An 18,511-nucleotide genomic window follows, 5' to 3' on the forward strand; every position below is an offset into this window, starting at 1 on the left:
CCGAGGCGATGACCAGGGCGGCCGCACCGTCATTGACGCCAGAGGCGTTGCCGGCGGTGACCGTGCCGCCTTCCTTCCTGAACGGCGTGCCGAGCCTGGCGAGCGCCTCCATCGTCGTTGCCCGCGGATGCTCGTCCTTGTCGACGACGATGGCATCGCCCTTGCGCTGCGGGATCGTCACCGGGGTGATCTCTCTGGCCAGGCGTCCATTTTCCTGCGATGCCGCGGCCTTGGCCTGGCTGCGCACCGCAAAGGCATCCTGGTCCTCGCGGCTGACACGATAGTCCTCGGCGACGTTCTCGCCGGTCTCCGGCATCGAGTCGACGCCATACTGCTTCTTCATCAAAGGATTGACGAAGCGCCAGCCGATGGTGGTGTCGTAGATCTCGGCATTGCGCGAGAAGGCGGCATCCGCCTTCGGGATGACGAAGGGCGCGCGGCTCATGCTTTCGACGCCGCCGGCGATCATCAGTTCGGCCTCGCCCGAGCGGATGGCGCGGGCGGCGGTGATGACGGCATCCATGCCGGAGCCGCAGAGCCGGTTGATCGTCGTGCCCGACACCGAGACCGGCAGGCCGGCCAGCAGCAGCGACATGCGCGCGACGTTGCGGTTGTCCTCGCCGGCCTGGTTGGCGCAGCCGAAGACGACGTCGTCGACCGCGTCCCAGTCGACGGAGGCGTTGCGGGCCATCAGCGCTCTCAGCGGTACCGCCCCGAGATCGTCGGCGCGCACCGAAGACAGCGATCCGCCGAAACGGCCGATCGGCGTGCGGATATAGTCGCAGATATAGGCTTCGGTCATAGGATCTTCCTCAAAGTTCCGGCACGACGAGGTCGGCAATGGGGCCATCGACATGGAGCGGCGCGCCGGTCATGGCCCGCAATTCATCCAGGGACATGGCGGCAAGCTTTTCGCGCAGGACGAACCGTCCCTTGACGATGTCGATGACGGCGTGACTCGTATAGATCCGCGTGATGCAGGCGACGCCCGTCAGCGGGAAAGTGCATTTATCGACGAGTTTCGGCTCGCCGTTCTTCGTGACGTGTTCGGTGATGACGCAGACCTGCTTGGCGCCGTGCACGAGGTCCATGGCGCCGCCGACGGCCGGCACGCCCTTGCTTCCGACACGCCAGTTGGCAAGATCGCCGTTCTGGGCGACCTGGTAGGCGCCGAGGATCGCGACGTCGAGATGACCACCGCGCACCATGGCAAAGCTGTCGGCATGGTGAAAGAACGAGGCACCGGGCTTCAGCGTCACCGCCTTCTTGCCGGCATTGATGAGATCCCAATCCTCTTCGCCGGCGGGCGGCGCCTCGCCGAAGTTCAGGATACCGTTTTCCGTGTGGAAGATCGCCTGCCGGCCCGGCGGCTGGTAGCGCGCGACCATTTCAGGAAAGCCGATGCCGAGGTTCACATAGGCGCCATCGGCAATGTCCTGCGCGGCACGCCAGGCGATCTGGGCGTTGGAGAGCTTGATGTCTTCCCGGGTGTTGATGGGGTGCGTATCGACGGTCATATGTAGGCCACTCCTGCTCGAATGAGCTCTTCCTCCTGGCGGGGATCGGCGACTTCGACCACACGGTCGACGAAGATGCCCGGCGTAACGACGTGCTCGGCATCGATGTCCCCGGCCGGCACGATCTTCGAGACCTGCGCGATGGTCTTTGCCGCCGCCATGCACATCAGCGGGTTAAAGTTGCGGGCAGCCTTGTTGTAGGTGAGGTTGCCGTAGACGTCGCCGACATGCGCCTTCACGATGGCAAAATCGGCCCTCAGCCATCGCTCCTGGACATAGTGCCTGCCATCGAATTCCGCGGTCGGCTTGCCCTCGGCAAGCTCGGTGCCGTAGCTCGTCGGTGTATAGAAAGCAGGGATCCCGGCACCGCCGGCGCGGATGCGCTCGGCAAGCGTTCCCTGCGGCACAAGCTCGAGCTCGATCTGCCCAGCAAGATATCTTTCCGTGAAAGCGCGCGGATCCGAAGAGCGCGGGAAGGAGCAGATCATCTTCCGCACCATCCCGGCGTCGATCATGGCCGCGATGCCGATACGCCCGTTGCCGGCATTGTTGTTGATGACCGTCAGGTTCTTCGAACCCTTGTCGATCAGCGCGTGAATGAGCTCGATCGGAGCGCCCGAACCGCCAAAGCCGCCGATCATGACAGTGGCGCCATCACCGATTTCGGAAACGGCCTCTGCCGTGCTCCCGATTGTCTTGTCCATGCTGGATCTCTCCTTACCCGGGATGGCGGGCACATTTCCTCCACGCCTCCAACATCACGAATAGAGCGAGGCGCCAAGGGTTGGCAAGGTTTTTGTGCGATATTTGACTTTTGTTCGTATATCGCACAATATCGCGCTCACGGACTTGGCGAGCGAACTGTCACGAGGGAAGCAAGGACATGCGGGAAACGGACTTCGTGAGCGGCTTCGCTCGTGGGCTGAAGGTCATCGAGGCATTCGGGGAGATGCACCAGCGCCTGTCCATCACGGACGCCGCCAAACTGACCGACCTCGACCGGGCGACTGTCCGGCGCTCGCTCCTGACCCTCGCCGAACTGGGTTATGCCGACTACGACGGCAAGTTCTTCACCCTGACGCCGAAGGTGCTCCGTCTCGGCCATGCCTATCTTGCGGCCACACCCCTTCCGGCGATCCTGCAGCCGCATCTCGACCAGCTTTCCGAGAAGGCCGGCCAGAGCGCCTCGGCTTCCGTGCTCGACGGCACCGAGATCCTCTATATCGCCCGCGCCTCGCAGCGCCGGGTGATGTCCATCAACCTGACGCCCGGCAGCCGCCTTCCCGCCTATTGCGCCTCGATGGGCCGCGTCCTGCTAGCCGGCCTTCCGGAAGGCGAAGCGCGCACTATCCTCGCCCGCACCGAACTCAAGGCGAATACGCCAAGGACCATCACCGATCCGGAGGAACTGATTGCGGAGTTCCGCCGTGTCCGCGCCCAGGGCTATGCCGTCATCGACCAGGAACTGGAACTCGGCCTCTGCTCGATCGCGGTCCCGATCGAGAACGATCGCGGCCACCTGATTGCGGCGATCAATATCGGCGCACCCGCGGCGCACACATCTGCCGCTGAAATGGTCACGCGCTATCTGCCGCTGCTGAAGGAGACCCAGGCCGCGCTCCGCCTCGTGCTGCGCTAATCACATGCCGAGCCTCGCCCGCTCGCCGATGCGCCATGCGCGCGGCGTCTCGCCCGTCTGCTTCAGGAAGAAGCGCGAGAAATAGGCAGGATCGGCAAAGCCCAGCCGATAGCTGATCTCCTGCACGCTGCCGAAGGTGAACACCAGTTCGCGCTTGGCCTCGTCCGTCAGCCGGCGGGTGATGAATTCATGCGCGCCCTGCCCTGTGACGGCCCTCACGATGCGATTGAGATGGGTCGGCGAAATGCCGAGTTCGGCCGCGTAGAAGGTGGCCGGCCTATGTTCCCGCAGGTGGCGATGGATGAGGTCGTTCAACAGTTCCATCCGCCGGCCGCCCTCGTCCGCTGCCTCGCCTTCGACACTGCCGGAAAGGCGCGCGGTCAATTGCAAGGCAGCGGTGAGATGGGCTTCCAGAAGATCGGTGCGCCCTCCCCGCCGGCGGGCGAATTCCTGGCCAAGCCGCGTCAGCGTCTGCGCCACATAGGCGGCATCCGCCTCCTCCATGTCCAGCCGGGTCAGATGTGGCACGGCCAGCCACTCACCGAGGGGACTGCGGTCGCCCGGCATCGCCTTCAAATGCGAGGCAAGCACGGAGATGACAAAGCCGTCGATATCCTTGGAAAAGCGGAAGCCATGGTTCAATCCCGGCGGCATGGTGATGACAGTCTGCGGCACGATCTCGTGCCGTTCGGAGTCGAAGATCGCGTCCCCGGATCCTGCGCTGATGTACAATATCTGGAAAAAGCTCTCATGCCGGTGCAACCGGATTTCCCAGTGATGCAGGCTGCTGCGGGACGGAATCGTTTCGCAGTGCAGCCAGAAATCGGGCTTGCGCCCGGTCATTTCGCCGTAGAGCTCGTAGGTCGGAACGAATTTCGTCATGACATCAAAAACTCCTGATGTTCGATTTGTGCAATTTCCGGCGTGAAATGTCCATTGCCGCGACCACCACGCCCCCTCACAATTTCGGTGAAAAGACGTGCAGGGAGGAGACATGCGCACTAGGGTTGCCATCATCGGCTCGGGACCATCCGGGCTGCTGCTCGGCCAGTTGCTGACGGAGGCGGGGATCGACAACGTCATCATCGATCGAGTCGGCAAGGACTATATCCTCGGCCGCGTCCGCGCCGGCGTGCTGGAGGAAGGCACGGTCGGCCTCATGGACAAGGCGAAATCCGGCGCCCGAATGCATGCCGAGGGCCTGCCGCATGACGGGTTTTCGCTAGCCTTCGATGGCCGTGATCATCGTATCGATCTTTTTGGGTTGACCGGTGGCAAGCGGGTCATGGTCTATGGCCAGACGGAACTGACGCGCGACCTGATGGAGCACCGCGAGGCGAAGGGCGCGCCGACCATCTATGAGGCCGTGAATGTCCAACTGCATGATTTCGACGGCACCTCGCCATACGTCACCTACGAGAAGGACGGGCTAGCGCATCGCATCGACTGTGACTTCATCGCCGGATGCGACGGTTTCCACGGCATCAGCCGCAAGTCTGTCCCCGAAAAGGCGATCCGTACGTTCGAGAAGGTCTATCCCTTCGGCTGGCTCGGCCTCCTCGCTGAAGCGCCGCCGGTGAGCCACGAACTGATCTATGCCAATCACCCACGCGGCTTCGCACTCTGCTCGATGCGCTCGCAGAGCCGCAGCCGCTACTACATTCAGTGTCCGCTGGAGGAGAAGGTCGAGGACTGGAGCGACGACCGCTTCTGGGACGAGCTTCGCCGCCGCCTGCCTGCCCATCATGCGGAAGCGATGGTGACCGCACCATCCTTCGAGAAGTCGATCGCGCCGCTGCGTTCCTTCGTTGCAGAGCCGATGCGTTTCGGGCGGCTCTTCCTTGTCGGCGATGCTGCCCATATCGTACCGCCGACCGGCGCCAAGGGGCTGAATCTTGCCGCCAGTGACGTGCACTATCTCTTTGCCGGGCTTCTCGAACACTATCAGGACCGCTCCGATGCAGGCATAGACGCCTACTCACAGCGCGCGCTGGCAAGGGTGTGGAAGGCGGTGCGCTTCTCCTGGTCGATGACGACGATGCTGCACCGCTTTCCCGATACCGGCGATTTCGGCCAGAAGATCCAGGAGGCAGAACTCGACTATCTCACCCACTCGCGCGCAGCCTCGACGGCGCTTGCGGAGAACTATGTCGGCCTGCCCTACTGAGCCTCGCGCATGCCGGCCGCCGCCTCGCGGATCGTCTGCATGAGGATCGACAGCGGCCCGGAGGGAACGGCATCGGCCCGCATGGTCAGTCCGACCGGCCCCTTCGTTTCGCTCGTGTCGATCGGCAGCACGCAGAGGATGCCGTCCTTGATGTCCTGAGCGACGACGCCGCGGGAAATGATCCAGATGGCGTCCGTCGAGCGCAGGAAAGCACGGCCGAAGGAGTCCGACACGGTCTCGATCTGGTTCGGCATGTTCGCGACCCCGTTCGTTATTAGGAACTGCTCGACGAAGGGGCGGATGATGGAGCCCCGCGTCGGCATCAGGATCGTGTAAACGCCGAGATCGGGGAATATCGCCTGGCGCCCGCGGAGCAGCGGGTGTCCTCGCCTGACGACGAAGAGCACCTGCTCGGAGTAAAGATGCTCGAAGAAGAAGCCGGTCATCTTTTCCGGCGGCGCGAGGCGCCCGACGACGAGGTCAAGGTCCCCGACACGCAGCTGCTCCATCAATACGGCGTTTTCCCCAGTCACGATCTTGATGCGGCTCCAGGTGTTCTCGGCGAGGAACAGCTCCATGGCGCGCGGCATGATGTTCGTCGATACCGTCGGAAGCGCGCCGATGCGGATCGGCGGCGCCTCGCCGAAACGCTCCTGCGAGACGGAGTCGATGCCCTGCCGCAGCGCAGTCAACGCCGATCCCGCGTAGCGCAGGAAGACCTCGCCGTAACGCGTGATGCGGATGCCGCGGCCGTCGCGCTCGAAGACATCGACACCGAGCGCCTCCTCCAGTTCGCCGATCGCCTTGGTCACCGCCGGCTGGCTGATATTGAGCAACTCGGCCGCTTTCATTACGCTCTTCTGGCGCGCGACTTCGACAAAGGTCTGCAGATGGCGCAGCTTGACCCGCGATGTGATCATCGATTCATAACCTCACGATTATCAAAACACGATAAAATATCATTTTACTTAACCAAATGACACATCCAAGCTCTCGATAGAGGAGAATCCCGTGCAGTTTGCCCGCATCAACGACGTAGCCATCCACTACCAGATCATCGGCGCACCCGCCGACAAGCCGGTTATCGTGTTCATCAACTCTCTGGGGACCGATTTTCGTATCTGGCGCGATGTCATCGTTCGCCTCGCCGGCGATTTCGCCATCGTCCTTTACGACAAGCGCGGCCATGGCCTTTCCGACATCGGCGAGACGCCTTACTCCATCGAGGACCACGCCTCGGATCTTGCCGGACTTTTGGACCTTCTCTCGGTCAAGGGCTCGTTCATTTGCGGCCTTTCAGTCGGCGGCCTGATCGCGCAATCGCTCTACAGCTCGCGTCCAGACCTGGTGCGCGCGCTCATCCTCTGCGACACCGCCCACAAGATCGGCACGAACGAATCCTGGAATGCCCGCATCCAAACGGTCGAGGCAAAGGGCATCGGGAGCATCGTCGACAAGGTCATGGAACTCTGGTTCACGCCAGCCTTCCGCAGACCGGAAAACACCGAATTCGTCGGCTATCGCAACATGCTGGAACGCCAGCCTGTCGCCGGATATGTCGCCACCTGTGCGGCGATCCGCGACGCCGACTATACAGAGGTTGCCAGGAGCATCGACGTGCCGACCATCTGCATCGTCGGCGATAAGGACGGATCGACGCCTCCGGATCTCGTGCGCTCGACGGCCAAGCTCATACCGGGGGCGCGCTTCGAGATCATCCTCGACGCCGGCCACATTCCCTGCGTCGAGCAGCCGGAAGCACTGACCGCCATCCTGCGCGCCTTCATCGACTTCGCCTCCCAGGAGAAACAGCATGAGTGACCCTCACGTGCCATCCGAGCGCTACCGGCAGGGCATGGCCACGCGCCGCGCCGTTCTTGGCGACAGCCATGTGGAACGCGCGCAGTCGGCATCGACGGAGTTCGACCGCCCGTTCCAGGAGCTTATTACCGAGGCAGCCTGGGGTCATGTCTGGTCGCGGCCGGGCTGGAGCAAGCGGGACCGCTCGATCGTGACGATCGCGCTGCTCGCCGCGCTCGGCCAGGACGATGAGGTGGCCATGCACGTGCGCGCCACGGCCAATACCGGCGCCACGCGGGAGGACGTTTGCGAGGCATTGCTGCATGTCGCGATCTATGCCGGCGTGCCGGCTGCCAATCACGCGATCAAGATCGCCAAGCAGGTTTTCCAGCAGATGGACGCCGAAGAGGCGGCCTAGGCCGGCAAGTACAAGAGGGAGGCAGACCATGTCTGACATTACAAACCGGAAGCCCGAGACCGGAGCCTTCTTTGCCCGCGACCGCGCCTGGCATCCGCCAGCCTTTGCGCCGGGCTACAAGACGTCGATCCTGCGCTCGCCTCAGAAGGCGCTGCTGTCGCTGGACGGAACGATCTCCGAAATCACCGGCCCGGTCTTCGGCCATTCGATGATCGGCGAACTCGACAACGATCTCATCCACAATTTCGCCAAGTCCGGCGAGGCTGCGATCGGCGAGCGCATCATCGTGCATGGCCGCGTGCTCGACGAGCGGGCAAAGCCCGTTGCCGGTGCGCTGGTGGAATTCTGGCAGGCCAATGCCGGCGGCCGCTATCGCCACAAGAAGGAAACCTATCTCGCCGCCATCGATCCCAATTTCGGCGGCTGCGGCCGCGCGATCACCGACGAGGAAGGCCGCTACTATTTCCGCACCGTGCGCCCCGGCGCCTATCCCTGGCCAAACGGCGTCAACGACTGGCGCCCGGCCCATATCCATTTCTCGGTCTTTGGCCACGGTTTCGCCCAGCGCCTGATCACGCAGATGTATTTCGAAGGCGACCCGATGATCTGGAAATGTCCGATCGTCAGCACGATACCGGACAAGGCAGCGATCGAGCAGCTGATCGCTCCGCTCGACTGGGGCAACACGATTCCGATGGATTCGCGCGCCTACAAGTTCGATATCGTTCTGCGTGGCCGCCGCTCGACCATGTTCGAGAACAAGTTGGAGGGGAACTGATGGCCCAGGAACTCGGCTACCTCAAGGAAACCCCGTCGCAGACCGCCGGACCCTATGTCCACATCGGCCTCACCCCGAATATCTGCGACATCGGCGGCGTATACGAGACCGATCTCGGCACGCGGATGGTCAACGACAAGACGCTCGGCGAGCGCATTACCATCAGCGGCCGCATTTTCGACGGCGCGGGCGCACTGGTGCGCGACGCCGTCGTCGAGATCTGGCAGGCGGATAGTGCCGGCCTCTACAACAGCCCCTCCGAAATGCGCGGCACGGCCGATCCGAACTTCACCGGTTGGGGTCGAAGCGCGACGCGGGCCGAAGACGGCGTTTACACCTTCGAGACGATCAAGCCGGGCCGTGTTCCCTTCAAGGATGGCCGCAGGATGGCGCCGCACGTCACCTTCTGGATCGTCGCCCGCGGCATCAATATCGGCCTGCACACCCGCATGTATTTCCCGGAGGAAACGGACGCGAACGCGCAGGACCCGCTGCTCGCCCGCATCGAGCATCGCCATCGGCTGGAAACGCTGATTGCGACCGGGACGGCACCCGCCTATAGCTTCGACATCCATCTCCAGGGCGAAAGGGAAACCGTCTTCCTGGACATCTGAGAATCCGCCTGCAACTGAGGGCCGGCGGAAGATAGCGAGACAAATGCCAGCGTCTGCCTTCGACCATCCGTTTCTTTCTGGCCTTCTCGGCGATGATGAAGTATCGGCACATTTTTCGGCGGAAGCCGATATCCGCGCCATGCTTGCCTTTGAAGCCGCGCTCGCCAGCTCTGAGGCTGCTGAAGGCCTCATCCCCGCCGATGCGGCGCGCCGGGTCGCGGAGGTCTGTTCCAGCTTCACCCCCGATGTCGCCGCCCTGAAATCGGCGACGTCAGCGGACGGGGTCGTTGTTCCCGAGCTTGTCAGGCAACTGCGCAAAGCCGTCGGTGGCGATGCTGCGCAGCATGTCCACTTCGGCGCGACCAGCCAAGACGCGATCGACACGAGCCTGATGCTGCGGCTGAAGCCAGTGAGCTTCCTGCTTGCAACGAGGCTCTACGCCATCATCTCGGCCTTCAACTCGCTCGAGACACGCTTCGGCAGCGAACGCCTGATGGGCCACACCCGAATGCAGGCGGCGATCCCGATCACTGTCGCGGACAGGGTGCGGGCCTGGCGCGAGCCGCTCGAAGACTATCGCGAGCGGCTGACCCTGCAGAGGTTTGCCGTGCAGTTCGGCGGCGCGGCGGGCACGCTGGAAAAGCTCGCCGACAGGGCTCCCGGCGTGCGCGCCGGACTTGCAGCCGAACTTGGGCTCACGGACGAACCGCAATGGCAGAGCCAGCGCGGCCGCATCGCAGACTTTGCCGGGCTTTTCTCGCTGATCAGCGGCAGCCTCGGCAAGTTCGGCCAGGATGTGGCGCTGCTCGCCCAGGCCGGCGAAGAGATCGAACTCGCCGGCGGCGGCAGCTCGTCGGCCATGCCGCACAAGCAGAACCCGGTCGCAGCCGAGACGCTTGTCGCGCTCGCCCGCTTCAACGCCACCCAGCTTTCGGGCATTCACCAGGCGCTGGTCCATGAACAGGAGCGCTCCGGCGCCGCCTGGACCCTGGAGTGGCTGATCCTCCCGCAGATGGCAGTCGCAACGGCAGCTTCGCTTCGCCTTGCCGCTGAACTCGCCGCCAACATTCGAAGACTCGGGAGCCCGATCTCGCGTAAATCATAACCTGGCGCGTATGAATTGCCGTGCTTATTTCATTTTTGCATCACTGTTTTGCATGACACACTAAGATGGGGATAGTCCGGCCGCCGGAAATCGGGGCACTGCAGCGGAGCTATCAGAGGGAGGAAATATGAAACGGTTGGTCTTGGCCGCGATAGCGGCAATCATGATGGGTGGCGCGGCCTACGCGGATACGATCAAGGTCGGTGTCGTCGGCCCGTTCTCGGGTCCCTTCGCGCTTCAGGGCAAGAATTTCAAGGCCGGCATTGACGCCTTCATGGCGCTCAACGGCGACAAGGTCGGCGACGATACGGTCGAGATCATCTACCGCGACGTGCCGCAGGCCGATCCGGCGCAAGCCAAGGCGCTGGCGCAGGAACTCGTCGTCAAGGAGGGCGTGCAATATCTCGGCGGCTTCTACTTCACGCCGGACGCGATGGCCGTTACGCCGATACTGAAGCAGGCCAATGTTCCGCTCGTGGTTATGAATGCCGCCACGTCGGCGATCGTCACCAAGAGCCCGTTCGTGGTGCGCACCTCCTTCACCACCTGGCAGACCTCGACGCCGATCGCCAAAGTCGCCCATGATGCTGGCGTCAACAAGGTGATCTCCGTCGTCAGCGACTATGGCCCGGGCATCGATGCGGAAAACGCCTTCAAGGCCGGCTTCGAGAAGGAAGGCGGACAGGTCGTCGAGGCGATCCGCATGCCGCTTTCGACGAACGACTTCAGCCCCATCATGCAGCGTATCAAGGATTCCGGTGCGGAAGCTGTCTTCGCTTTCCTGCCATCCGGGCCGACGACGCTCGGTTTCGTGAAGGCGTATAACGAGAATGGTCTGAAGGCTGCCGGTATCAAGTTCTTCGCCCCCGGCGACCTGACGCAGGAGTCGGATCTGCCGGCGCTTGGCGACGCCGCACTCGGCATCCAGACGACCTTCCACTATGCCGTCTCCCACGATTCCCCGGAAAACAAGGCGTTCGTCGAAGCGGCAGGCAAGGCGATCGGCAATCCCGCCGAGCTCTCCTTCCCGGCTGTCGGTGCCTATGACGGCATGTATGTCATCTACAAGATGATCGAAGCGACCGGCGGCAAGCAGGATGCACAGAAGGCCGTCGATGCCGTCAAGGGACTGGCTTGGACGAGCCCGCGCGGCCCTGTTTCGATCGATCCGGAATCGCGCCACATCACCCAGAACATCTACCTGCGCGAAGTTGCCAAGGCTGACAACGGGACCTACTACAACAAGGAAGTTCAGACCTTCGAGAAGCAGGGTGATCCGGGCCTCGCGGCGGCCAAGTAGCAGCGCCTCGGCGGGCCTGTTGCTATAGGCGCCGGCGGCCATCCACGCTGCCGGCGCAGAACGTCGATGCGTTGCCCGTCCGCGGGCGGGGAAGGCGATGGCTCATCTGCTCTCCCCGCTTGCCGGGAACTGTGCCGAGCAGCGCGGGGAACGCGCGACATGAAAGACAAAGCAATCGGACGGGTTCATGCAAACTGTCTTCAGCATAGCAGTCGATGCCCTGGCCTACGGCATGGTGCTGTTCGTCATCTCCATCGGGCTTTCGGTGACGATGGGCCTGATGCGGGTCGTCAATCTCGCTCACGGCGCCTTCGCGATGATCGGCGGCTATATCGCCTCCTATGCTGCCCGTGACATGGGGCTAGGCTACGCCGCTGCCGTGGTACTTGCGGTCGTCGGAACGGTCGCGATCGCGATCCCGATCGAGCGCCTGCTCTACCGCCGTATCTACGGCGCCCCGGAACTGACGCAGGTGCTGATGACGATCGGCATCACCTTCTGCATCATCGGCATCGCCAATTTCGTCTTCGGCCCGACGCTGAAGACCATCCCGCTGCCACCTGACCTGCAGGGCTCCGTCGACCTCGGCTTCCGTTCGATCGCCACCCACCGTGTCTTTGCCATCGTCTGCGGACTGCTCGTTGCCGCTCTCCTGTGGTTCCTGATCGAGAGAACCGCCTTCGGCGTCAAGCTGCGCGCCTCGGTCGACAACGCCGCCATGGCCGCCGCACTCGGCGTGCGCACCGAGATCATCTATGCCGTCAGCTTCGCTGTCGCCGTTGGCCTTGCCGCCCTCGGCGGTGTCCTCGGTGCCGAGCTTCTGCCTGTCGAACCCTATTACGCGCTGCGCTACATGGTCACCTTTCTCGTCGTCGTCTCTGTCGGCGGGGCGGGCTCCATTCCCGGTGCGCTCGTCGCCTGCCTCCTGCTCGGCGGCATCGACACGACGGGGCGCTACCTGATGCCGGAATTCGGCGAATTCTTCTTCTACCTGGCCGTCATCGCGATCATCTGCATCTTTCCGCGCGGCCTTGCCGGAAGGCTGAAATGAGATGGCAATGACGATCAACACCGAAGGCCTTTCTGCTGCATCCCGCCAGAGCCGCTCGCTGCATCACGACCTGATCGGCATTGCCGTCATCATCGCGCTCGCGGCCGCCGGCTTCCTGCTCTTTCCCGACAATCTGGCGCTGTTGACGCGCATCATCGCCATTGCGCTTCTCGTTCTCTCGCTCGATCTCGTCACCGGCTATTGCGGCGTGGCGACGCTGGGTCACGCAGCGCTCTTCGGCGCCGGCGCATACGCGGCGGGCATGGCCTCGGCGCATTTCGGGGTCAACGATCCGCTGCTGATGACAGCGATAGGGATTGCCGGCGGCGCGGTGGCCGGCCTCGTCTGCGGCCTCGTGATCCTGCGCGCCCACGGCCTGCCGCAGCTCGTGCTCTCCATCTCGCTTGTCTACCTCTCGCACGAGTTCGCCAACAAGGCGTCCAGCTGGACAGGCGGCAGCGACGGGCTCTCTGGCATTTCGCCGGATCCCCTCCTCGGCTATTTCGAGTTCGACCTGTGGGGCCACACGGCTTACATCTTCGGCGTCGTACTCCTGCTCGTCGTCTTCGTGCTCTTGCGATTCCTTGTTCGCTCGCCGTTCGGCATGCTCTGCCGCGGCATCAAGCAGGACCCGCTGCGTATCCGCGCCATGGGCGCCTCGCCAAAGGCGACGCTCATCAAGATGTACGTGATCTCAGGCGCGGTCGCCGGCGTCGGCGGGGCGCTCAACGCGATCTCGACGCAAGTCGTGGGCCTCGACAGCCTTTCATTCACCCTCTCGGCGGAAGCGCTGGTCATGCTGGTTCTCGGAGGCACGGGCTCGCTCTTCGGGGCGCTTTCCGGCACCGTCATTTTCATGCTCTTCGAGGACTATGTCTCGGCGGCCAACCCCTTCCACTGGCTGACCATCGTCGGCGCGCTGCTGATAGCCGTCGTGCTCGTGGCACCGAAGGGCCTCTATGGCACCGCCGCCGACCTGATCGCCCGTCGCAGGGAGGCTCGCTGATGAGCGCCGTCTTCGAAGTCCGAAATTTAGGGAAATCCTTCGGCGGTCTCGCAGTCACGAATAATGTTTCACTTTCGCTTGCGCCCGGCGACCGGGTCGCGTTGATCGGGCCGAACGGTGCAGGCAAGACGACCTTCGTCAACCTCGTGACCGGCAGTCTCGCGCCCGATTCCGGCGAGGTGCTGCTGGGCGGTGAATCCGTGACAAGAACCGACGCGATCAGCCGCGTGCGCCGCGGCCTCGTGCGTTCCTTCCAGGTGACCCGCCTCTTCCAGGAAATGACACCGGCCGAACATGTCGCGCTGGCGATCCTGCAGCGGGAGGGCCGGTCCGGCCGCATGTTCGGCAACTTTCTGGCGATGCCGGCCGTCATGGCCGAGGTCGACGCTTTGCTCGCAACGCTCGGCCTGCGCGAGCACATGCACCGCAAGGTCAACGAGATTGCTTACGGCCAACAGCGGCTGCTCGAGATAGCCGTGGCGCTCGCGCTGCGGCCGAAGGTGCTGCTGCTCGACGAGCCGGCTGCCGGCGTGCCGCAGAGCGATACGGGTCGCATCGAACAGGCGCTTGCCGACCTGCCTTCCGATCTCGCCGTGCTGATGATCGAGCACGACATGGACCTCGTATTCCGGTTCGCAAGGCGCGTCATCGTGCTTGCCGCGGGCACAATCATCTTCGATGGCGCGCCCGCCGATGTCACGAAGGACGCGCGGGTGCGCGAAGCCTATCTTGGGAGCTATGCCAATGCCAGCGACGCCGCTTGAGGTGGAAAATCTCTCCGCCGGCTACGGGCCGACGCGGGTGCTGGAAGGCGTTTCCTTCTCGGTTCCGGCCGGGCGCCGCCTTGCCGTGCTTGGGCGCAACGGCATGGGCAAGACGACACTGCTTGCGACGCTTGCCGGCCAGACGCGACGCTACGACGGCAAGATCCGCATCGGCTCGTCCGACGTGACCGGCCTGCCCAGCGCCTCACGCGCCCATCATGGCCTCGGCTATGTGCCGCAGACGCGCGCGATCTTCCCGACACTGACCGTCGAGGAAAACCTCTTCGTCGGGCTGAAGGGCCGGCCGAAAACGGCGCTGCAGGAGGCCTATGCGATGTTCCCGCGCCTTGCGGAACGTCGCCGGAATCTCGGCTCGCAACTTTCCGGCGGCGAGCAGCAGATGCTGTCGACCGCGCGCACCATCCTCGGCCGCCCCTCGATCCTGTTGCTCGACGAACCGCTGGAGGGCCTAGCACCTGTCATCTGCGAAGAGTTGATGGCTGCGTTCTCGGCGCTTGCCCAGACCGGCGACATGACCATCCTTCTCGTCGAGCAGCGCATCCAGAGCGCGCTCGATTTCGCCGATCAGGTGATCATCCTCGAACGCGGCCGCCTTGCCTGGAGCGGCACGCCCGAGGCTCTCGCCCAGGACAGCGAAGCGGTCGAGCGGTTTCTGGGCGTCGGCGGGCTTCATTGAAGCGACCGGCGAAGTGGGCGGTGGTCAACCCTCCTGGGTATTCGCCAGGATACGCAGCCGCCTGATCTCTTGCGCGCCCTCCAGGAGCGCATCAGCGACGATCACATCCGGTATGTCCATGAGGATCGAGGACATGTGCTGCAGATCCTTGCTCACGCCACGTTCCATCGGCACGATCTTGTCCGTCGCCGCCAATACATTCCGCAATCCCTGGATCGTCGATACCGCGCGATGGAGCAACCGCCGACGTTCGACCGGCGAAAGCTTGCCGACCTGGTTTGCGGCCCGGACGAGTTCGGCGATGAAATCCGGTGGGGCCGTCAAAGCTTGGGCCTGTGCTGCCAGCCGCGATAGGTCGAGGGCACCTCGACAGCCTCATGCGCCTTGGCGAGAATCTCCAACCAGGCGCCCAGTTCGGCCGGGACTTCGTCCTCGCCGCTCTCCCATGCCTCCACCAGGGCAAGGTCGCACTGCAGCGCGCTTGCCAGGTTGATCGGCGTCCAGCGGATATGAAGCAGGCATTCTGTGAAACGAGCGGGTGTCATCGGCATTAACTTGTTGATCCATAAAGTCGAGCGATGGTTGCCGACAGGGCGCGATGAGTCAAGTCTGCGAGCCCGGCACGCAATCAGCCCGGCACTTTTCTTCGAAGCCAGAGAATCGAAAATTTCTTCGAAGCCCAGGAACTGGAATAGCCGACGAAGATGAATGGTGGCTGAACCGCGCTTTCAGGACGAGTTCATTCCGCCGGGCTCAAACTCCTCGCATATCTGAGGAGATAAAAGATGAGAAAGCTTTTCAACACTCTCGCCATTGCGGCCCTCGGCGCAGTCATCGGGTTCACCTCGTTTGAGCCCGCATCCGCAGCCCCGGCACCGGCACAGCGCCCGGCTGTTGCGCAACAGAACGATGTCGTCCAGGTTCGTCACTGGAGGCGTTATCCGGAGTATCGGTACGATCGGTACCCGCCCCGTCACTGGCGCTCCGATCGCTGGGAACGCCGCAACTACTGGCGGGATTCCCGTTGGAGGGAAAATCGCGAGTGGCGCCGGTATCACCGCCGGGACCGCGGCTACATATACTTCGATCTCTGAGGGCTTCAACAGGACCCTACCCGGACAAAGCCTCGGCTCCCTTGGGACTTGGAGGTCTGATCCGGAGCTGTTGCGGTTGTCGCATGCCAAGGGCTTGCGACAACCCGCCAATCGGCAGTGATGCCCCTACTGCCTTGTAGCTGGCAATGCCTCAGCCTTTGAGACCGTGGTAAAGTCGCGCATGCCGATGGCCCTGCCGCTTTGTGTGCTGAGCGAAAGTCTTGCGAGCGGCTCCTTGCTATGCCTCTCGACCATCACCCGGTCCAACTCGCCTTCGCTGAAGCAATTCTCTTCCCCCCATTGCCACAGCGACAGGAGGACGACGCCAAGCCGTTCACCCTTTTCTGTCAGCACGTAGGCATTGTAGGCCGATCCCTCGCTTTCCGGCTCTGTGCGGAGAATGCCGGCGTCCACGAGCTTTTTCAGGCGAGCAGACAGTATGTTCCTGGCAAGCCCGAGGTTCTTCTGAAACTCGCCGAACCGCTTCTCTCCGCGAAACGCATCCCGAATGATCAGCAGCGACCACCAGTCACCGATGACGGAAAGCGCGCGTGCTATCCCGCAATCGAGCGCTCCCAGATCCGTCTTCTTCCCCTTCATTCATGCCTCCGCATTCGCAAACTTTCCAGTTGCAAAAATAAACTACCGGGCATAGCCTGTCTACCAGTTGCGAATTTAAACCGTCTGGCGTGCGGCGCTCCGTCACGGGCCGCACGCAGGCCGTAGCGTAAAAGCCATGGGAGGAGTAATGAAGTTCAACGATACAGCCCCCGTCACGGCACCCGCGGGCGGCCCTCCGCCATGGCTCGAAAAGCTGGCCGAGGATGCCACTCTCGAGGCCACGGTACTGAAGTATCCGGTCGTGGGCCGGGAAAACATCCGCGCGCTCCTGAGCCATGCGATCCGGCTCTACGAGTTTCAGGATTTCACCTACAAGGGTGATTTCGGTGATCAATTCTTCATGGAGTCCTACCGCTCAAGCATCCGTGGCGTGCCGATCGAATGCCTGGTTGTCGTCCACATGAATGCCCTGGGCGAGGCAGACTCGCTCGTGATCAACCACCGTCCACTGGATGCAGCGCTGCTCTTTTCGGCGCTCATGTGGGAAGCTGTGGGCGATCGCTTCGGTGACCTCTATGTTACGATTCCGCAGCTCGCAGCTATGGAAGAGGCGAAGTAACCATCATCTCCCTTTCGGCGGCTCCAGTTTCGACCGGGCCGGCGAAGGCAGTTCCCGGCCGCCCGCATTGCCGGGATTCGAGCGCTTCACTGGCGCTCCCTACTTCCGTACAGATCCCCATATCCGAGGTAGCCATGTCCCGATACACGCCTCACCTCCTTGTTGGCCTCATATTCGGCCTGGCGCCGTTGGCGGTTGCCCAGGACACCCCGGCAGGTAGTGGCGGCCAAGCGCCGGTTGCCGGGGCGCATGCCCCCCTGACATTGCCGTCGGATCGCCCGATCGGCACGATCGAGCCGGTCTTCGAATTTTATGACGCGATGCCGACGGGTGTCACCGTCTCGGCCAGCGGGCGCATCTTTGTGAACTTCCCCCGCTGGGGCGACGACGTGCCTTACACCGTCGGCGAAATCCGGGACGGAAGGGTCGTTCCCTATCCGGATATTGGGACGAACATCTTCGATCCGGCGCGACCGGCGGAGACGCTGAGGAGCGTGCAGAACGTCGTCGTCGATCCCCTCGACCGGCTCTGGATCGTTGATACCGGCGCCCCGCAGCTTGCCCCGCCCCTTGTCGGCGCGGCAAAGCTCGTGGCTGTCGATCCCACGACCGACAGGATCGTAAAAACGATCGTGCTGCCACCCAGCGCCGTGACATCGACGACCTACATCAACGACGTGCGCTTCGACCTCCGCCAGGGCAAGGCCGGCTACGCCTATCTGACGGACTCGTCGTTTCGTGGGCCGGGCGGCATCATCGTCGTCGATCTTGCTAGCGGCGAAAGCTGGCGAAGGCTGACCGGAGACTATTCGACATCGCCGGACCCGACCTTCATTCCGATCGTCGAAGGCGAGCAGATGGCAACCCGCCAGACGGGCAGGCCACCGCTCAACGTCGGCTATGGCTCCAACGGCATAGCCATCTCCGCCGATGGCGCCACCCTCTACTATTCACCGCTCTCCAGCCGCCATCTGTTTTCGGTGCCGACGCGCATATTGCGCGACCGCACGGTCGACGACGCCGCCGTCGCCCGCTCCGTCATCGATCTCGGGGAAAAGGGCGCCTCCGACGGCCTGATGTCGGATGACAAGGGCCGGATCTATGCCGGGGACTATGAGCACAACAGCATCCGCCAGCGGGACACCGATGGGATCTGGAAGACGATCGCCCATGACGGTCGCATTCTGTGGCCGGACACGCTCTGGGTCGCCAATGACGGTTATCTCTATTTCACGGCCAACCAGCTGCATCGCCAGCCGCCGTTCCACGAAGGAACGGACATGCGGGAGAAGCCCTATACGCTTTTCCGCCTGAAGATCGACGGAGGGCCGGTCTCGCTCAAGTGACGGGCCGCTCTTGCCGCCATCGGCGATGACAGGAC

General features: G+C 63.2%; 23 protein-coding genes. 15 read left to right on the forward strand and 8 right to left on the reverse strand.

Annotation, left to right across the window (positions count from 1 at the left end; genetic code table 11):
- From EV286_RS28405 to EV286_RS28415, 3 genes are all read right to left on the reverse strand, one after another.
- Positions 1 to 802: acetyl-CoA C-acyltransferase (locus EV286_RS28405; protein WP_132960614.1), on the reverse strand; the 802-nt coding region annotated here is incomplete at its 3' end.
- A gap of 10 nt (positions 803 to 812) precedes the next feature.
- The gene (locus tag EV286_RS28410; RefSeq protein ID WP_132960615.1) at positions 813 to 1,517 is read right to left on the reverse strand and encodes a CoA transferase subunit B; all 705 of its coding nucleotides are present in this window, start codon (positions 1,515 to 1,517) and stop codon (positions 813 to 815) included.
- Positions 1,514 to 2,221, reverse strand: a complete 708-nt coding sequence (locus EV286_RS28415) for a 3-oxoacid CoA-transferase subunit A (RefSeq protein WP_132960616.1) — start codon at positions 2,219 to 2,221, stop codon at positions 1,514 to 1,516. Before EV286_RS28415 ends, EV286_RS28410 begins: the two co-directional genes overlap by 4 nt.
- Positions 2,222 to 2,400: 179 nt before the next feature.
- Here EV286_RS28415 and EV286_RS28420 point away from each other — a divergent pair, with 179 nt between their 5' ends.
- A complete protein-coding gene (locus EV286_RS28420; RefSeq protein ID WP_132960617.1) occupies positions 2,401 to 3,156 on the forward strand; it encodes an IclR family transcriptional regulator in 756 nt (251 codons plus the stop codon).
- Here the strand turns inward: EV286_RS28420 and EV286_RS28425 are convergent, their stop codons facing one another.
- A complete protein-coding gene (locus tag EV286_RS28425) occupies positions 3,157 to 4,038 on the reverse strand; it encodes a helix-turn-helix domain-containing protein (protein WP_132960618.1) in 882 nt (293 codons plus the stop codon). It lies immediately after the preceding gene.
- 112 nt (positions 4,039 to 4,150) lie between these two features.
- Here EV286_RS28425 and pobA point away from each other — a divergent pair, with 112 nt between their 5' ends.
- Positions 4,151 to 5,323 carry a 4-hydroxybenzoate 3-monooxygenase gene (gene pobA / locus EV286_RS28430; protein WP_132960619.1) on the forward strand — a complete coding sequence of 391 codons (1,173 nt, stop codon included), beginning with the start codon at positions 4,151 to 4,153 and terminating at the stop codon, positions 5,321 to 5,323.
- Here pobA and pcaQ read toward each other — a convergent pair.
- On the reverse strand, positions 5,317 to 6,243 hold the full coding sequence (gene pcaQ / locus EV286_RS28435) for a pca operon transcription factor PcaQ (protein WP_132960620.1): 927 nt from the start codon (positions 6,241 to 6,243) through the stop codon (positions 5,317 to 5,319). The two genes, pobA and pcaQ, sit on opposite strands and share 7 nt — an antisense overlap.
- 91 nt (positions 6,244 to 6,334) lie before the next feature.
- Here pcaQ and pcaD point away from each other — a divergent pair, with 91 nt between their 5' ends.
- The 10 genes from pcaD (at position 6,335) to EV286_RS28485 (ending at position 14,856) form a co-directional block, all read left to right on the forward strand.
- On the forward strand, positions 6,335 to 7,144 hold the full coding sequence (pcaD, locus tag EV286_RS28440) for a 3-oxoadipate enol-lactonase (protein WP_132960621.1): 810 nt from the start codon (positions 6,335 to 6,337) through the stop codon (positions 7,142 to 7,144).
- Complete coding sequence (gene pcaC, locus EV286_RS28445) at positions 7,137 to 7,541, forward strand: 4-carboxymuconolactone decarboxylase (protein WP_132960622.1); 405 nt, start codon at positions 7,137 to 7,139, stop codon at positions 7,539 to 7,541. The genes pcaD and pcaC overlap by 8 nt, the downstream gene beginning before the upstream one ends.
- Before the next feature lie 28 nt (positions 7,542 to 7,569).
- Positions 7,570 to 8,319: a protocatechuate 3,4-dioxygenase subunit beta gene (gene pcaH / locus EV286_RS28450; protein WP_132960623.1), complete on the forward strand. Its 750-nt coding sequence runs from the start codon at positions 7,570 to 7,572 to the stop codon at positions 8,317 to 8,319.
- On the forward strand, positions 8,319 to 8,933 hold the full coding sequence (pcaG, locus tag EV286_RS28455) for a protocatechuate 3,4-dioxygenase subunit alpha (RefSeq protein ID WP_132960624.1): 615 nt from the start codon (positions 8,319 to 8,321) through the stop codon (positions 8,931 to 8,933). The genes pcaH and pcaG overlap by 1 nt, the downstream gene beginning before the upstream one ends.
- Before the next feature lie 43 nt (positions 8,934 to 8,976).
- A complete protein-coding gene (locus EV286_RS28460) occupies positions 8,977 to 10,038 on the forward strand; it encodes a 3-carboxy-cis,cis-muconate cycloisomerase (RefSeq protein ID WP_132960625.1) in 1,062 nt (353 codons plus the stop codon).
- Positions 10,039 to 10,165: 127 nt separating this feature from the next.
- Positions 10,166 to 11,338 (forward strand): ABC transporter substrate-binding protein, encoded by a 1,173-nt coding sequence (locus EV286_RS28465; protein WP_132960626.1) that lies wholly within the window; start codon positions 10,166 to 10,168, stop codon positions 11,336 to 11,338.
- A gap of 187 nt (positions 11,339 to 11,525) precedes the next feature.
- Complete coding sequence (locus EV286_RS28470; RefSeq protein ID WP_132960627.1) at positions 11,526 to 12,389, forward strand: branched-chain amino acid ABC transporter permease; 864 nt, start codon at positions 11,526 to 11,528, stop codon at positions 12,387 to 12,389.
- Position 12,390: 1 nt separating this feature from the next.
- Positions 12,391 to 13,395, forward strand: a complete 1,005-nt coding sequence (locus EV286_RS28475; protein ID WP_132960628.1) for a branched-chain amino acid ABC transporter permease — start codon at positions 12,391 to 12,393, stop codon at positions 13,393 to 13,395.
- Entirely contained in the window at positions 13,395 to 14,159 is a 765-nt protein-coding gene (locus EV286_RS28480) for an ABC transporter ATP-binding protein (RefSeq protein ID WP_132960629.1), read from the forward strand. Before EV286_RS28475 ends, EV286_RS28480 begins: the two co-directional genes overlap by 1 nt.
- Positions 14,140 to 14,856 carry an ABC transporter ATP-binding protein gene (locus EV286_RS28485; protein WP_132960630.1) on the forward strand — a complete coding sequence of 239 codons (717 nt, stop codon included), beginning with the start codon at positions 14,140 to 14,142 and terminating at the stop codon, positions 14,854 to 14,856. Before EV286_RS28480 ends, EV286_RS28485 begins: the two co-directional genes overlap by 20 nt.
- A gap of 24 nt (positions 14,857 to 14,880) precedes the next feature.
- Here EV286_RS28485 and EV286_RS28490 read toward each other — a convergent pair whose 3' ends face one another.
- Both EV286_RS28490 and EV286_RS28495 read right to left on the reverse strand, forming a co-directional pair.
- Positions 14,881 to 15,180, reverse strand: coding sequence for a hypothetical protein (locus EV286_RS28490; RefSeq protein WP_132960631.1), 300 nt, complete (start codon positions 15,178 to 15,180; stop codon positions 14,881 to 14,883).
- Positions 15,177 to 15,401 (reverse strand): hypothetical protein, encoded by a 225-nt coding sequence (locus tag EV286_RS28495; protein WP_132960723.1) that lies wholly within the window; start codon positions 15,399 to 15,401, stop codon positions 15,177 to 15,179. The genes EV286_RS28490 and EV286_RS28495 overlap by 4 nt, the downstream gene beginning before the upstream one ends.
- A 240-nt stretch (positions 15,402 to 15,641) precedes the next feature.
- Between EV286_RS28495 and EV286_RS28500 the strand changes: the two genes are divergently transcribed.
- Entirely contained in the window at positions 15,642 to 15,950 is a 309-nt protein-coding gene (locus tag EV286_RS28500) for a hypothetical protein (RefSeq protein WP_132960632.1), read from the forward strand.
- Between the two features lie 126 nt (positions 15,951 to 16,076).
- Here the strand turns inward: EV286_RS28500 and EV286_RS28505 are convergent, their stop codons facing one another.
- Positions 16,077 to 16,550 carry a helix-turn-helix domain-containing protein gene (locus EV286_RS28505; RefSeq protein WP_132960633.1) on the reverse strand — a complete coding sequence of 158 codons (474 nt, stop codon included), beginning with the start codon at positions 16,548 to 16,550 and terminating at the stop codon, positions 16,077 to 16,079.
- 148 nt (positions 16,551 to 16,698) lie between these two features.
- Between EV286_RS28505 and EV286_RS28510 the strand changes: the two genes are divergently transcribed.
- Both EV286_RS28510 and EV286_RS28515 read left to right on the forward strand, forming a co-directional pair.
- Positions 16,699 to 17,130, forward strand: coding sequence for a hypothetical protein (locus tag EV286_RS28510; protein WP_132960634.1), 432 nt, complete (start codon positions 16,699 to 16,701; stop codon positions 17,128 to 17,130).
- A gap of 134 nt (positions 17,131 to 17,264) precedes the next feature.
- Positions 17,265 to 18,476 carry an L-dopachrome tautomerase-related protein gene (locus EV286_RS28515; RefSeq protein ID WP_132960635.1) on the forward strand — a complete coding sequence of 404 codons (1,212 nt, stop codon included), beginning with the start codon at positions 17,265 to 17,267 and terminating at the stop codon, positions 18,474 to 18,476.
- The last annotated feature ends 35 nt before the right edge of the window (positions 18,477 to 18,511 follow it).

Source organism: Rhizobium sp. BK251, assembly GCF_004345245.1.
Taxonomy (GTDB): domain Bacteria; phylum Pseudomonadota; class Alphaproteobacteria; order Rhizobiales; family Rhizobiaceae; genus Rhizobium.